The following is a 14,094-nucleotide window of genomic DNA, read 5'->3' as shown; positions in this document are numbered from 1 at the left end:
CAGAACCCGTCGAGATATGGCGGGTTCTGCTTTCCAGGTGCGCCGAAATACGGGGCGCAATTGGACTGATCGCCGATAATTCTATCCCTATACCAGCCAAAGAACTCCCTCTACATTGCCGGAAACGCAGGCTGGAAGCGGGGGATCGATGAGCAAGGGGAACGACGCACGTCAATTCCTGGCTGAACAGCCGATTGCGCCGCTCGAGAAACAGACCGCAGACGAAAAGCCACATTATCTCGGTCATCGCGAAAGACTGCGCGAACGGTTTGCCAGCGCAGGCCACAGCGCCCTGCCCGATTACGAATTGCTGGAACTTCTGCTCTTTCGTCTCGTCCCACGGGCGGATACCAAACCCATAGCGAAGGCATTGCTCGCCCGCTTCGGCACATTGGCCGAAGTACTCGGTGCTCCAGCAACGCTGCTGCAAGAGGTCAAAGGGGTCGGTCCATCCGTTGCGTTCGACCTCAAGGTCGTTGCTGCTGTCACGCATCGTTCGCTGCGCAGTGAAATCACCGGTCGTGAATCGCTATCCTCCTGGCAGCAACTGCTGGACTACTGCCGCGCGGCGATGGCGTTCGAAGCCCGCGAGCAGTTTCGCATCCTCTTCCTCGACAAGAAGAACATGCTGATCGCCGACGAAGTCCAACAGACCGGAACCGTCGATCACACGCCGGTCTATCCGCGCGAGGTCGTGAAGCGCGCGCTGGAGCTTTCGGCTACCGCGATCATCCTCGTCCACAATCATCCGTCAGGCGACCCCACCCCGTCCCGCGCGGACATCGACATGACCAAGGAGATCATCGAAGCTGGCAAGCGGCTGGGCATCACGGTTCATGACCATCTTGTCATCGGCAAGAAAGGCTATGCATCGATGAAAGGGCTGCTGTTGATCTAACCGCAGCGTTTTCAGGACGTCAGGGCGTTGCGATCTTGCATTCCGCCGCCAGGCGGTCGATGGCGGCGGCAGCACCCGCCAGAAAGAAATCGGCATTGGCGCGACCGGTGATCACACCGAAACGCCACGACAGCCTGAGGTGCCTGGCCGACGCCAGCCTGCTTACTGCATCGGTGCCAGGCCGTATCAATGTTCGCGACCCATTGGAGACCGACCAGTCTTCCTTGACGTTTTCCCCTCGGTCGACCGACACGGCGACAGTGATGGTGTCGGCCACCGCGACCCCGTCGTTCAGTTGCAGCCACTCGCTCCATTGCGGCTCACCGTCCGGACGGCACGCGATGGTCAGGACCGGGCGATAGCCAAGCGCGCCATTTCCAATTGCAATGATGCTGTCGGCGGAGACGGAGGCGGTGATCGAACCATCGGGAGCCGAGCCGAACCGCCACCGATCTGCAACATCATCCGCCAGCGCGACGCGGCAGCCGAACGCCAGCAACACCACGCCCACAAGCGGACGAAGTCCGACGACCGACCTTGCCAATTTGCCCTCCGCGAAAACGCGATTCTGCAGCAAGCTACGCTACGGCAGCTTACCAAGTGATTAGTGGTCATTTAGTGGCAGCTTGAGGAACCACCAGTAGTCTGCATCGACAGACCGGGGCGGCAGACAACAACCACAGCCCCTCAGCACCGGCACGAGTCACCTCTTTTCACCACGCAAAGAAAAAGGCCGCCTTGCGGCGGCCTTGGTTCCTGAGCCGTTGACGCTTACTCGGCGTCCTTGGCAGCTTTCTTCTTCGGAGCCGCCTTCTTCTTCGGCTCTTCAGCGCTAGCCTCTTCGGCCTTGTCGGCTTTCTTGGCAGCCGCCTTCTTGGCAGGCTTGGCCTTGGTCTCGGTTTCCTCGTCCTCGGCCATCAGCTCCTCCTTGCTCACCTTCGTGTCGGTGACGGAGATCTGGCCGAGCAGATGGTCGACGACCTTCTCCTCGAACATCGGCGCGCGCAGCGTGTTCAGCGCATCCGGGTTGGAGCGGTAGAATTCGTAGACTTCCTGCTGCTGGTTGCCCGGGAAGCGACGGATCTGCTCGAACAGGCCGCGCTGCAACTCGTCGTCGGAGACGGTGACGCCAGCCTTCTCACCGATTTCGGCGAGTACCAGACCGAGACGCACGCGGCGCTCGGCAAGGCGGGTGTATTCGGCGCGAGCCTCTTCCTCGGTCGTCTCTTCGTCGGCGAACGTGCGGCCGGCAGCTTCGAGGTCACGATTGACCTGGTTCCAGATGTTGGTGAACTCGGCTTCGACGAGCTTGGACGGCGCTTCGAAGGAGTAGGAAGCGTCGAGCTGGTCGAGCAGTTGGCGCTTGACCTTCTGGCGCGTCATCGAGCCGAACTGGCTCTCGATCTGGCCCTTCACGACTTCGCGCAGGCGCTCGAGCGACTCCAGGCCGAGGTTCTTGGCGGTTTCGTCGTTGACTTCGAGCTTGCCCGGTGCGGAAACTTCCTTGACCGTGACGTCGAAGGTCGCTTCCTTGCCGGCCAGATGCGGCGCCTGGTAGTTCTCCGGGAAGGTGACGGTGACTAGCTTCTCATCGCCGGCCTTCGTGCCGATCAGCTGATCCTCGAAACCCGGGATGAATTCCTTGGAGCCCAGGACCAGAGGCTGGTCGGTGCCGGCGCCGCCGGCAAAAGCCTCGCCGTCGATCTTGCCGACATAGTCGATGGTGACGCGGTCGCCTTCGGCGGCCTTGCCCGACTTGGTCTCGTAAGAGCGCGACGATTCGGCAACGCGCTGGACCTGTTCGTCGATCTCTGATTCCGGCACGTCATAGACCGGACGGGTCACCTTGATGTCGGTGAAATCCTTGATCTCGATGGCCGGGATGACTTCGTAGTTCAGCTTGAACTCGAAATCGCTGCCGCCTGCCAGGATCTTCTCGGCTTCCTTCTCGTCCTCGGTCATGATGACTTCGGGCTGCATGGCGGCCTTTTCGCCGCGGCCGGTGATGATGGTGCGCGACTCGTTCAGAATCTCGTTGACCACTTCAGCCATGAACGACTTGCCGTAGACCTTGCGCAGGTGCTGGACCGGAACCTTGCCCGGGCGGAAGCCATTGATGCGGACCTTGTCCTTGGCATCCGACAGACGGGCCAGGAGCTTGGCCTCCATGTCGCCGGCGGGCACGACGACCTTGATCTCGCGCTTGAGGCCGGAATTGAGCGTTTCGGTGACCTGCATCATCAAACCTTTTATCTTAACCAATGAGACTGGCTAACGGACCTGCCGTTCGCAGCCTGCCGGAATAGTCTTGCCGGGAGTGGCTTTTGGTAGGGAAGCTGGAGCCTTGACCGCTTCGGCGGCTCAATTCTCCCAACGACGCCCCAAAATGTGATTAAGTCTTTGTTTTTCCGACTTCATATCACATTTAGCAGAAGCGGATCGTCGCATCCCGTCACATTCGACACGCCTTTTGTCACAGGCGGGGCCGATTTTCAACTATCTTCGCGCCCGGCAACAGGCTGTGTCTTGACCAGCGACATTGACAGAATGATGGCTACGTGGGATTTGGCCCATCATGCGGATGTGGCGGAACTGGTAGACGCCCCGGATTTAGGTTCCGGTGCCGAAAGGCGTGGGGGTTCGAGTCCCTTCATCCGCACCATACATTGCCAGCCAGACAATCCCAACGTGCGCAACAAGCAAATTGGCGCGATGTGACGCTTCTCTAATAGAGCGGCTCCTCGAACAGCGTCTTGTCGCCGTCGACCAGTGCCTTGATCTGCGGGGTACCGTCCTTGGCCAGCGCGACGCGCACGCCGAATGGGCGGACACGCATATCGGTCTCGATCGCCCGTCCCTCGCCCTCCGGCAGGTAGAAGCGTTCTATGCCGTAGTCCGGTGACAACGTAGCATCGCCCTCGATCGACCAGCCGCCGGAAATCATGCCGGCAATGTCGGCCTCATCCGCCCCAGGTGGGCTGGCCGGCGTACCGAGGAAAGCCGAGACCGGACGCCAGTAGCCATCGACATCCTTCTTCAGCCTAACCAGCATGCGGCCACCGGGTGTCGTTGTCTGGCCAGGCGCCAGATCGGCAACGAGTTTTGCCGGAATGGTAGATATCTCATAGCCCAGCCGCACATAGTCGCCCCGCAGCAAGTCGCGCGGATCGACGGGCTCGACCTTCAGCAAAACCTCCGTACCGTTGCGCAGGATGGCGGCACGCCCCGCGATGATCCAGCTCAGGAAGCCGATCTGGACAAGCGCCAGAACGACAGCGGAGATGACGAGCTTCTTTCCGGTCACGATGCATTGCCTCCAGCCGCAATACGCCCGCGCATGCGCTTTTCGACACGGATGATGACAAAGGCGAGCAGGCCAAGGATGACCGCCGCCGCCAGGAAGAAACTGGCCGTGTCCAGCATCGTCCCCATCATGACGAGATAGATCCACACCAGTTCATAAGCGAAACCGATATAGGCGAGCCAGCGCAAGCCGCGACTGTCACGTCCGGCCAGCACGATGGCGGCGACGATGCCACCAAGCATCAGGGCCGAAGTAAGCAGGAGGCCACCGCCCTCGTCATATTTGAATTGCAGGATGGCCATGCCGATCAGGAAACCAAGGAAGGCGTGCAATGGCAGCCGCCCGCCAAGCTGCAGCAGGCCGTCGAGTGGCTCGGACGCATAGACTGCCGCAGCAAAGACGACGGCCGAGCCGATCGCCAACTGGATCGCAATAGCATCCCATTCGTCAGCTATGGCGACGAAGCCCGCATAGAGAATGAGTGACAGGATGATCAGATGACGCGCGGGCTGGCTACGTGTCCAATAGGAGATCAGGAACAGCGCGATGGCCATCAAGACATAAAGGTAGGGGAAGTCGAAGCCGTCGCGGAAATCGAATCCGTAGAACAGCATGATCATCAGCCAGCCATCGGCGATGGCAACCGCCATGATGGTGAGCGGATTCGAGCGCAGCGCTATCGCGGCAAGTGCTGTTCCGGCGCACCATGTGAGAATCGCGCCGGATTCGTCGCCCGAGAAATGGTACATCTGGCCGATCAGCGCGATGGCGCCGCCAAAGGCTGTCGCGGCGACCACCCATGCAGCCTCTGCAAAGGCAGGATGGTCTCGCAACTTCAGCCATGCACCACCGACATAGCCTGCCGCTATGACGGCAAAGACCGCCAGCACACGTGTGATGCGCGGGATGGTTTCCCAGTTGGCGGCGATAAAAATGAGGATGGCGGCGCCAAGCAGGATGGCCGCCAACATGGCAAGGATTGTCCCGAAGGAAAAAGAACGGCGTGCGTTCAGTTCGATGTCACGGCGTAGTTTTTCGGCGGTTCCGGCATCGATCAGGCCGTTTTCGACCCAACGCGCGATATCCTGCCCGACCTTGCTCGCATAGCTCGCCAACAGTCTCACTCCACTAATTTAGTCGGATTACCAGCCGGCCGGAGCAAATCATTGGCAGGGCGTCATTTTCCGATTCTGGCTTCTTTATGACGACGGTGTGAAATGGCTGCCATGTTGCATTGCACAAAACGCATTGCTGCCATGCGACAATCGCACTTTTAAATCGATATGGGTCCACCTATTTTAGCACCGTACAGAAAAGATGAACGAACGAACAAAGACGTAAACGAGCAAGTATCATGAACCTGATCCGCAACTACCGCAACTGGCGCCGCTACCGGGACACCGTCTCCGAGCTGAGCCGCCTGAGCAACCGTGAGCTGAGCGATATCGGCATCAGCCGCAGCGACATCCCCTACGTGGCCCGCAAGGCTGCGTAACCAATCGGGCCGAGCCCGGCCCGAACTGAATTGAAAGACACGACGATGAACCTGATCCGCAGCTACCGCAACTGGCGCGCTTATCGCGACACGGTCGAACAGCTGGGTCGCCTGTCGAACCGCCAGCTGGAAGACATTGGCCTGTTCCGCATGGAGATCAAGCAGGCCGCTCGCAAGGCGAGCTAAGCAATTTCGCCAGGGTCTACCTCCTCCCAGACCTTGACGGATACGGTCACCCCTTACCTCCTCCCAAGGGTTGACCACTGAAATGGCGCCCGCCGCACTCCTCCTCCCAGCGGCGGGCGTTATTTCCGAAGAGAGTTTCGTCCTCTCCAATTGGCGAAAGAGATTTTGTCAGAGCCGACCTCCTCCCCGGCGATGACGAATAGGTCGGCTTCCTCCTCCTCCCTGAGGCCGACCACCGAAACGGTGCCCGCCGCACTCCTCCTCCCAGGGGCGGGCATTGTTTCCGAAAAGAGAGTTTCGCCCTCTCAAATTGGCGAAAGAGATTTTGTCGAAGCCCACCTCCTCCCGGGCAACGACGAATAGGTCGGCTTCCTCCTCCTCCCTGAGGCCGACCACCGAAACGGTGCCCGCCGCACTCCTCCTCCCAGCGGCGGGCATTGTTTCCGAAAGAGAGTTTCGTCCTCTCCGATTGGCGAAAGGAATTTTGTCGAAGCCCACCTCCTCCCGGGCAACGACGAATAGGTCGGCTTCCTCCTCCTCCCTGAGGCCGACCACCAAAACGACACCCGCCGGACCTCCTCCCCCGGCGGGTGTTGTGTTTTCCGGCTCTGCAATGCCCATGCACCCCGAACCTCATTGCGAGAATTGCATTCGCACGGCTGAAGGATTATTGCGGGCCGCATGAGCAAAGACCCCATTCACATCGTCGGCGGCGGCCTCGCCGGTTCTGAAGCGGCCTGGCAAGTGGCGCAGGCGGGCGTGCCGGTGATCCTGCACGAAATGCGCCCGATACGCGGGACCGATGCACACAAGACCCAGGATCTTGCCGAGCTGGTCTGTTCGAACTCCTTCCGCTCCGACGATGCAGAATCCAATGCCGTCGGACTGCTGCATGCCGAGATGCGGCTGGCAGGCTCCCTGATCATGGCTTCGGGCGATGCCAATCAGGTTCCTGCCGGTGGCGCGCTTGCCGTGGACCGTGATGGCTTTTCCGCAGCCGTTACTGCCAAGCTGGAGGCACACCCGCTTATCACGATCCAGCGCGAGGAAGTTACCGGCCTGCCGCCTGTCGAATGGGGGCAAGCCATCGTCGCGACCGGACCATTGACGGCGCCGTCGCTTGCCGAAGCCATTGCCACCCAAACAGGTGCGGATGCGCTGGCCTTTTTCGACGCTATCGCACCGATCGTGCATTTCGACACGATCGACATGAATGTCGCATGGTTCCAGTCTCGCTACGACAAGGTCGGCCCCGGCGGCACCGGCAAGGACTACATCAACTGCCCGATGGACAAGGCGCAATATGACGCCTTCGTGCAAGCGCTGATCGAAGGCGGCAAGACCGAGTTCAAACAGTGGGAAGGCACCCCCTATTTCGACGGCTGTCTGCCCATCGAGGTGATGGCCGAACGCGGCGTCGAGACGCTGCGGCACGGACCGATGAAACCGATGGGTTTGACCAATGAGCACAACCCCACGGTCAAGGCCTACGCGGTGGTACAGCTACGCCAGGACAATGCGCTGGGCACGCTCTACAACATGGTCGGCTTCCAGACCAAGCTGAAGCATGGCGAGCAAGTGCGCATCTTCAAGACCATCCCAGGGCTTGAGAATGCGGAATTCGCCCGGCTCGGTGGCCTGCACCGCAACACCTACATCAACTCGCCAACGTTGCTCGACAGCTCACTGCAGCTGAAAAGCCGGCCAGGCCTGCGTTTTGCCGGCCAGATCACGGGCTGCGAAGGTTATGTTGAAAGTGCGGCCATCGGCCTGCTCGCTGGCCGTTTCGCTGCCGCCGAGCGGCTCGGTGCACCAATCTCGCTGCCGCCGGCCACCACGGCCTTCGGCGCATTGCTCAACCACATCACCGGCGGCCACATCACATCGGACGACGAACCCGGCAAACGCTCCTTCCAGCCGATGAACGTCAATTTCGGCCTGTTCCCGCCGCTTGAGGCTGGCACCAAGCTGCGTCCCGACGGTTTCGAGGGCCGCTTCCGCGGCAAGGACAAATCGGTTGCCAAGAAGAAGGCAACGACCGCGCGCGCGTTGGCCGATTGCCGCACCTGGCTCGGCCTGCCGGCTCAGGCCCAGGCTGCGGAATAGACCGGCTTTCGCTCAAGTTGCGGCTGCGGGAGCGTCGCGCATCCCTGGGGCTGCACAATTGGGCGTTCTAGTAGTTAGATTTGCCGCATGGCGGACGGCCCATGCCGCCCTGCTTTCCGAAAATCGGTTCCGATATCGGGGCATGCGCTATTCAGCCGGCTCGACCTTCTGGCCGGGCAGCCCCGGCTTTCCCGATTCCGAAGGATTGCGCCGCACATAGGCCGCCTTCAGCGTTTCGGAGGTATCGCGGGAGCCGTCATGGCTCCAGCCCGGCGGCATGAACAGATAACGGAGCCGCTGGCCAAACGTCAGCCCCGGAGAAAACGCATCCCTGAACATGCCGATCCATTCGTGGAAGGCCACCTTCAGCGGATTGAAAGTGCCGATGTTCTTGACGATGCCATAGCGTGGCCGATCCTCCTCCAGCTCCTCGACGAAAGTACCGAACATACGATCCCAGATGATCAGCGTGCCGGCATAGTTGGCATCGAGATAGCGCGGATTGGTGGCGTGGTGCACCCGGTGGTGCGAGGGCGTGTTGAAGATGAACTCCACCCAGTTCCACATCTTGCCGATGGTCTCGGTGTGGATCCAGAACTGGTAGACCAGGTTGAAGCCGTAGACAAAGGCTATGACAGCCGGATGGAAGCCGAGCAGAACCAGCGGTACCTGCAGCACGAACATGCCGGTAAACAGGCCTGTCCAGCTTTGCCTGAGCGCCGTCGACAGATTGTAATGCTGGCTGGAATGGTGATTGACGTGCTCGGCCCAGACCCAGCGGCACCGATGTGCGATGCGATGATAGACGTAGTAACGCAGATCATCGATCAGGAAGGCGGCGATACAGGTCCATACCGAGACGCCAAGATCGAAGAAACGGAATTGCCAGACCCACATCAGCGCCGAAAACGAGACGATGCCGAGCAGGATTCCTGCCGCGACATTGCCGGTCCCCATCATCAGGCTGGTCAGCGTGTCGCGCGTTTCAAACTCGCCCTTCGCCCTGCCGGTGCGCACCAGCCAGACTTCCAGAAGGATGGCGACAACAAAGAATGGGATCGCGAGCTTGGTGACGTCCGGAAACTGGTAAGTCTCCATCAGGCGGCCTCCTGCCTGTGTGTTTGATTGTTTGGATCCAGTGCCGCGAAAACCGCTTTGGCGGCGGCGGCGTCCGCAAAGGCGAACCGGCCACGCCGCCAGGTGAAGTCCTTGAGCCGCAACGTCAGCACGGCGTCGTCGAGGGTGGCCAACTCGATCTCGGCGCGTGTGACGATGCGCGTCAGGAAGCGGTCTCCGATGGCATGGACGATGCCGATGTGCCCATCAGCGAGCTCGATGAAAGCCGTATCGCCGCTTTCGGTCAGCCGAATGGCTCCGGGCTTGAGATCAGGAAAATCCTCGCCGAAGCGGTCCAGGGCCTGTGCAGAATCGGCGAGCCGTGTGGTCCGGCTGCCGCCGGTGAAATGCACGGCCGCCACCGCCATCGAAATACCGACGACCACCATCACCACGAGAACCGGCAGACTGATCAAAAGGCGCTCCTCTGGGCGAGCGCCTCCCCGCGCCCATACCCGACGCAAAGCTAGCATGATTGACGTTTACGTCAAAGAAAATCGACGAAAGGATCTTGCCGGCGCCACCTCCTGCGCCGGCACTTCATGTCAACTTCCAGAAAGTCGTTCAGGCCCAGCCGCGTCCGGCGCTACGCAACAGCAGCCAATGCCGTCTCAATGCCGAGAGCCGTACTGTCCGTGAAAGCAGCGAAACCGCATCGCGACGGCTCATCGATGTCAGGTACGCCTTCGTCAACGCCAGCGGCAGGAACGCAGGACGCAACGAAGCCGGCAGGGCTGCCGCCCCACGTTCGAAGGCAGCGAGATGCTCCTGCGCCAAGGCGATCATCGCTGTGACGGCCCGCCCGGCCGCCGGACTGCCCTCTTCGGTCAGAAACGCCTGAGACGACGAGCCAACGGCGGCCAGAATGTCGGCGGGCACATAGCACTGGCCCCTTGCGTGGTGCAGCGGCAACAGAAGCAGCAGGCCGGTGATCGCCTGAGCACAGCCGGCGTGACCGGCGAGCTCGGCAAAACGCGGAGCCTCAATCGGATCGAGCACCAGGGCAGCCAACTGGATCAAGGCCGAGGCCGTCTCGCCGCAATAACCTTCGAGATCGGTACGGGACGGCATCGGATCGTCGTAGAGATCGAAGACCCGCGCCTCGAGATAGTTGTCGAAGGCTTGGCGGGGGAGTTTGTACGTGCGGATCGCCGTCATCAAAGTTTCGGCGACCGGGTGTCCCGCGCCGGCGTCGGGCGCATCCGACGCGATGACGTCCCGCCACCATTGCAGGCGTACCTCACCGGGCAAGGCTTCTCGAATGCGATCGCGAACGCCGGCAATCTCGGCGTTGAAGGCATAAAGCGCCAGCAGCGCATCGCGTCGCTCGGCCGGTGCGTAGAGCGCAGACAGATAGCGGTCATGATCAGCCGCCCGCACCGCGTCCATGACGGCCAGATCGGTCACCATCAATCGACCGCTATGAAGGCAGCGGCGACGGCACGGTCTTCGGCGAGCAAGACATTGTAGGTGCGCACGGCGGCTCCGGTCGACATCGGGTCGGCCGATATCCCGGCCTCGCGCAGCGCCGCCCTGAGCGCTGCCGGCAGTGGCCGCAAATCCTGGCCCATGCCGACCAGCAGGATTTCGATACCGGCAGCCTCAGCCAGAACCCGATCGAAATCCGATGGTGTCAAGGCCGCAGGATCAGCCGGCTGCCAGCCATGGATGCCGGAAGGCAGGCATAGCAGCGAGCCACGATGCGACATGTCCGCGAAACGGAAGCCGCCGTTGCCGTAGGCTTCGATCGCCGCGCGCCCCGGGAAGTGGGCCTCGCGGATGATGATTCCCTTGCCGCCAAACAGGCCCTTCGCCACGCTGCGCTCGTCAGGTCGTGATGGCTTTGCCGTTCACCGGCTTGTCCTCGGCTGCGTCAGGAGCCTGACGCAGCTTGAAGAGGATGAGCAGCGGTGCGGCGATGAAGATCGACGAATAGGTGCCGAACACAACGCCGAACAGCATTGCCAGCGTGAACGAGCGGATCACTTCGCCGCCGAACAGAACCAGTGCCAACAGCGCCAGGATGGTGGTCACAGCCGTCAGCGTCGTTCTGGACAACGTCTCGTTGATGGCCGTGTTCAGAATCGTAGGCATCGGCGTCTTCTTGTATTTGCGCAAATCTTCACGGACGCGGTCATAGACCACGATCGTATCGTTCAGCGAGTAACCGATGATCGTCAGGATGGCGGCGATCGACGACTGGTTGAACTCTATGCCCGTTATACAGAAGAAGCCGATCGTCATGACGATATCGTGCACGGTTGCCACGATGGCGCCGACAGCGAACTGCCATTCGAAGCGGAACCAGACATAGATCAGGATACCCACCAGCGCGACCAGCATGCCGATTGTTCCCTGCGTGGCGAGCTCGCTCGACACGGTCGGACCGACAACCTCGACGCGGCGGAAATCATATTTGTCCTGCAGTTCGCCACGCACCTTGTCGATGACGCTCTGCTCGGCGTTGTCGCCCTCTTCCTGTGCCGCCACGCGGATCAGTACGTCGGTCGGACTGCCGAACTGCTGCACCTGCACATCGCCGATGTTGAGTTCCGACAGCTTGCCACGGATATCGGCGATATCCGCCGGTCCGCTCTTAGACTGCACTTCGATCGTCGAACCGCCCTTGAAGTCGACGCCATAATTAATGTCGACGGTCATGAACAAGACCACCGACATGATCGACAGCAGCGTCGACAACGCGAAGGTCCAGCGGCGCAGGCCCATGAAGGGGAACTTCGTTCCCGGCTTCACGAAAGTGACCGGAGCACGCGGCAGTTCCTTCGGCTTGGCGCGGCGCAACCAGATCGAGACCAGCAGGCGCGTGAAGGTGAAGGCGGTGAAGACCGTGGTCAGGATGCCGATGGCAAACGTGACGGCAAAGCCCTTGACCGGGCCGGAGCCGAGCCAGAACAGCACGATGGTGGCGATAAAGGAGGTGACGTTCGAATCGACGATGGTCGCCAGCGCCTTCGCGAAGCCGGTATCAATCGCCTGGATGACGGACCGTCCCTGTCGGCGCTCCTCACGAATGCGCTCATAGATAAGCACGTTGGAATCGACTGCCATGCCGATGGTGAGCACGATACCGGCAATACCCGGCATCGTCAGGGTTGCGCCGAGCAGCGACAAAAGGCCGACGATCATGGCGACGTGCACGGCCAGCGCGATGTTGGCCAGGAAGCCCAGGAAGCCATAGGCCACGAACATGAAGCCGACGACCAGGATCGAGCCGATGATACCGGCGATCTTGCCCGCCTGGATCGAGTCCTGCCCGAGGCCCGGACCGACAGTGCGTTCTTCAACCACAGTCAGCGTTGCCGGCAATGCGCCAGCGCGCAGCAGGACCGCGAGATCGTTGGCGCTCTGGGCCGTGAAATTGCCGGAAATCTGGCCGGTGCCACCCAGAATCGGCTCACGAATCTGCGGCGCCGAAATCACTTGGTTATCGAGGATGATGGCAAAAAGCTTGCCGACATTCTGCTGGGTTGCCTGGCCGAACCGCGTGGCACCCTTGGAATCGAAGCGGAACGAGACAACCGGCTCGTTGTTCTGCGAATTGAATGTCGCCTGAGCGTCGACCAGGTTTTCACCGGAGACGATGACGCGGTTCTCGATCAGGTAGGGAACCGGCGGATCATCCTTCGAATAGAGCACGCTCGAGCCAGCCGGCGGGCGACCGTTGATGGCCTCTTGTACCGGCACGGTCTGATCGACCATCTGGAATGTCAGCTTGGCGGTCTGGCCGAGGATTTCCTTCAGCCGCTGCGGGTCCTGCAGGCCCGGGACCTGCACAACGATGCGGTCGTCGCCCTGGCGCTGCACGATCGGTTCGGTGGTGCCGAGCTCGTTGACGCGACGGTCGACGACTTCAATCGACTGCGCCAGCGCGGTCGAAGACCGATATTTGATGCCGGCATCCGTCATGGTGAAGCGCAGCAGGCCTGGCTCAGGCTCATCCTCGGCCCACTCGGTGATGGTACCACCGCTGAAAAGCCCGGACGTGATCGGCGCCGCCAATCCCTTCAACGCTTCCTTGGCGGCTGCGACCTGGGCAACATCGCGAATACGGACCTGTACGACTCGGCCAGAACCGGACAGGCCGGTGTAGCCAATCTTGGCATCGCGCAGCAGCGTGCGGATTTCATCGCGGCTGGCTTCGAGCCGATCCTTGATCAGATCGTTCTGATCAATCTGGAGAAGGATGTGAGAACCGCCCTGCAGATCGAGCCCCAGGGTCATCTGCTTCTTCGGCACCCAACTCGGCAGTTTGGCCAAGGTGTCGGCCGGGATGAGGTTGGGCGCGGCAAGGACGAACGTGACGGCTACTGCCAGCCAGATCAGGATTGCCTTCCAGCGCGAAAAATAGAGCATGTTCTACGATCCAGTGCGTCGGTCCGGCGCGCCAGGCACGCCGCTGCGCTTAGTTCTTGGCGTTCTGGTTGGCGACCGGCTCGCCCTTGACCCGTACGTCGGCGATGGTGCTGCGCAGTGCGGTGACCTTGAGGCCGTTGCCGAGATCAACTTCGAGTTCGTTGTCGTCCACCACCTTAGTGACCTTGCCGACAAACCCACCACCGGTAACGACCGTGTCGCCGCGACGGATGGCGGTCAGCATTTCGCCACGCTTTTTCATCTGTGTACGCTGCGGACGGATGATGAGAAAATACATGATCACGAAAATGAGGACAAACGGCAAAATGCTGATGAAGACATCTGGTGTGGCGCCAACGCCCTGAGCGTATGCCGGTGTTACGAACATCGAAAAACTCCTGAGACGTAGAGGAAAGCCGTTATCCGGCCCACGAAATTTGCGCGGAATATAGTCAGTAAAGCCACTATTGCAACCATTCCCCGCCCTGCTCCCACCGCTGTTATGCCAGCGTGTCGCTTTGGTCGCACCAATGCTTGCAAAAAGCCGAGGCTCATGAGAGAACCGTACGGTACGGTACACATTCGAAAGGCGTACATCACCGCGATGCCGAGGAC

14 protein-coding genes and 1 tRNA gene are annotated in these 14,094 nt (G+C 60.9%); 5 read left to right on the top strand and 10 right to left on the bottom strand.

Annotated features, from left to right (window positions below):
* Positions 1–148: 148 nt before the first annotated feature.
* Positions 149–898, top strand: coding sequence for a RadC family protein (gene radC, locus AC3WTO_RS06135; protein WP_492459756.1), 750 nt, complete (start codon positions 149–151; stop codon positions 896–898).
* Between the two features lie 19 nt (positions 899–917).
* On the opposite strand, the gene AC3WTO_RS06130 is transcribed toward radC, so the two are convergent.
* Complete coding sequence (locus AC3WTO_RS06130; RefSeq protein WP_492459755.1) at positions 918–1,442, bottom strand: hypothetical protein; 525 nt, start codon at positions 1,440–1,442, stop codon at positions 918–920.
* A gap of 227 nt (positions 1,443–1,669) precedes the next feature.
* Complete coding sequence (gene tig, locus AC3WTO_RS06125; RefSeq protein WP_492460050.1) at positions 1,670–3,136, bottom strand: trigger factor; 1,467 nt, start codon at positions 3,134–3,136, stop codon at positions 1,670–1,672.
* Between the two features lie 339 nt (positions 3,137–3,475).
* Between tig and AC3WTO_RS06120 the strand changes: the two genes are divergently transcribed.
* Positions 3,476–3,560, top strand: a tRNA-Leu gene (locus AC3WTO_RS06120).
* Between the two features lie 63 nt (positions 3,561–3,623).
* Here AC3WTO_RS06120 and AC3WTO_RS06115 read toward each other — a convergent pair.
* Together AC3WTO_RS06115 and AC3WTO_RS06110 are read right to left on the bottom strand one after the other, a co-directional pair.
* On the bottom strand, positions 3,624–4,205 hold the full coding sequence (locus AC3WTO_RS06115; protein WP_492460049.1) for a GDYXXLXY domain-containing protein: 582 nt from the start codon (positions 4,203–4,205) through the stop codon (positions 3,624–3,626).
* Positions 4,199–5,317, bottom strand: coding sequence for a DUF2157 domain-containing protein (locus tag AC3WTO_RS06110; protein WP_492459754.1), 1,119 nt, complete (start codon positions 5,315–5,317; stop codon positions 4,199–4,201). The genes AC3WTO_RS06115 and AC3WTO_RS06110 overlap by 7 nt, the downstream gene beginning before the upstream one ends.
* Positions 5,318–5,556: 239 nt before the next feature.
* On the opposite strand from AC3WTO_RS06110, the gene AC3WTO_RS06105 reads away from it, so the two are divergent.
* From AC3WTO_RS06105 to trmFO, 3 genes are all read left to right on the top strand, one after another.
* Complete coding sequence (locus tag AC3WTO_RS06105) at positions 5,557–5,697, top strand: DUF1127 domain-containing protein (RefSeq protein ID WP_129415560.1); 141 nt, start codon at positions 5,557–5,559, stop codon at positions 5,695–5,697.
* A 45-nt stretch (positions 5,698–5,742) separates the two neighbouring features.
* The gene (locus AC3WTO_RS06100; protein WP_129415561.1) at positions 5,743–5,883 is read left to right on the top strand and encodes a DUF1127 domain-containing protein; all 141 of its coding nucleotides are present in this window, start codon (positions 5,743–5,745) and stop codon (positions 5,881–5,883) included.
* 681 nt (positions 5,884–6,564) lie between these two features.
* Positions 6,565–7,989: a methylenetetrahydrofolate--tRNA-(uracil(54)-C(5))-methyltransferase (FADH(2)-oxidizing) TrmFO gene (trmFO, locus tag AC3WTO_RS06095; RefSeq protein WP_492459752.1), complete on the top strand. Its 1,425-nt coding sequence runs from the start codon at positions 6,565–6,567 to the stop codon at positions 7,987–7,989.
* 147 nt (positions 7,990–8,136) lie between these two features.
* Here the strand turns inward: trmFO and AC3WTO_RS06090 are convergent, their stop codons facing one another.
* The 6 genes from AC3WTO_RS06090 to yajC all read right to left on the bottom strand — a co-directional run bounded on the left by AC3WTO_RS06090 (position 8,137) and on the right by yajC (position 13,867).
* Positions 8,137–9,087: a sterol desaturase family protein gene (locus AC3WTO_RS06090; protein ID WP_492459751.1), complete on the bottom strand. Its 951-nt coding sequence runs from the start codon at positions 9,085–9,087 to the stop codon at positions 8,137–8,139.
* The gene (locus tag AC3WTO_RS06085; protein WP_492459750.1) at positions 9,087–9,521 is read right to left on the bottom strand and encodes a hypothetical protein; all 435 of its coding nucleotides are present in this window, start codon (positions 9,519–9,521) and stop codon (positions 9,087–9,089) included. Before AC3WTO_RS06085 ends, AC3WTO_RS06090 begins: the two co-directional genes overlap by 1 nt.
* A gap of 148 nt (positions 9,522–9,669) precedes the next feature.
* A complete protein-coding gene (locus AC3WTO_RS06080) occupies positions 9,670–10,515 on the bottom strand; it encodes a phytoene/squalene synthase family protein (protein WP_492459749.1) in 846 nt (281 codons plus the stop codon).
* Positions 10,515–10,910 carry an Mth938-like domain-containing protein gene (locus tag AC3WTO_RS06075; RefSeq protein WP_492460048.1) on the bottom strand — a complete coding sequence of 132 codons (396 nt, stop codon included), beginning with the start codon at positions 10,908–10,910 and terminating at the stop codon, positions 10,515–10,517. Before AC3WTO_RS06075 ends, AC3WTO_RS06080 begins: the two co-directional genes overlap by 1 nt.
* A 22-nt stretch (positions 10,911–10,932) precedes the next feature.
* Positions 10,933–13,479 (bottom strand): protein translocase subunit SecDF, encoded by a 2,547-nt coding sequence (gene secDF / locus AC3WTO_RS06070; RefSeq protein WP_492459748.1) that lies wholly within the window; start codon positions 13,477–13,479, stop codon positions 10,933–10,935.
* Positions 13,480–13,528: 49 nt separating this feature from the next.
* The gene (gene yajC / locus AC3WTO_RS06065; RefSeq protein ID WP_326895194.1) at positions 13,529–13,867 is read right to left on the bottom strand and encodes a preprotein translocase subunit YajC; all 339 of its coding nucleotides are present in this window, start codon (positions 13,865–13,867) and stop codon (positions 13,529–13,531) included.
* Positions 13,868–14,094: the final 227 nt, after the last annotated feature.

The organism is Mesorhizobium sp. EU05-FHT14A09, assembly GCF_058790995.1.
The sequence above is the reverse complement of the archived record's forward strand: the minus strand, read 5'-3'. Positions and strand labels throughout refer to the sequence as shown.

Coding starts and splice junctions, on each gene's coding strand:
- secDF (WP_492459748.1), bottom strand. CDS start 13,479: ATGCTCTATTTTTCGCGCTGGAAGGCAATCCTGATCTGGCTGGCAGTA.
- AC3WTO_RS06105 (WP_129415560.1), top strand. CDS start 5,557: ATGAACCTGATCCGCAACTACCGCAACTGGCGCCGCTACCGGGACACC.
- radC (WP_492459756.1), top strand. CDS start 149: ATGAGCAAGGGGAACGACGCACGTCAATTCCTGGCTGAACAGCCGATT.
- trmFO (WP_492459752.1), top strand. CDS start 6,565: ATGAGCAAAGACCCCATTCACATCGTCGGCGGCGGCCTCGCCGGTTCT.
- yajC (WP_326895194.1), bottom strand. CDS start 13,867: ATGTTCGTAACACCGGCATACGCTCAGGGCGTTGGCGCCACACCAGAT.
- tig (WP_492460050.1), bottom strand. CDS start 3,136: ATGCAGGTCACCGAAACGCTCAATTCCGGCCTCAAGCGCGAGATCAAG.
- AC3WTO_RS06100 (WP_129415561.1), top strand. CDS start 5,743: ATGAACCTGATCCGCAGCTACCGCAACTGGCGCGCTTATCGCGACACG.
- AC3WTO_RS06090 (WP_492459751.1), bottom strand. CDS start 9,087: ATGGAGACTTACCAGTTTCCGGACGTCACCAAGCTCGCGATCCCATTC.
- AC3WTO_RS06080 (WP_492459749.1), bottom strand. CDS start 10,515: ATGGTGACCGATCTGGCCGTCATGGACGCGGTGCGGGCGGCTGATCAT.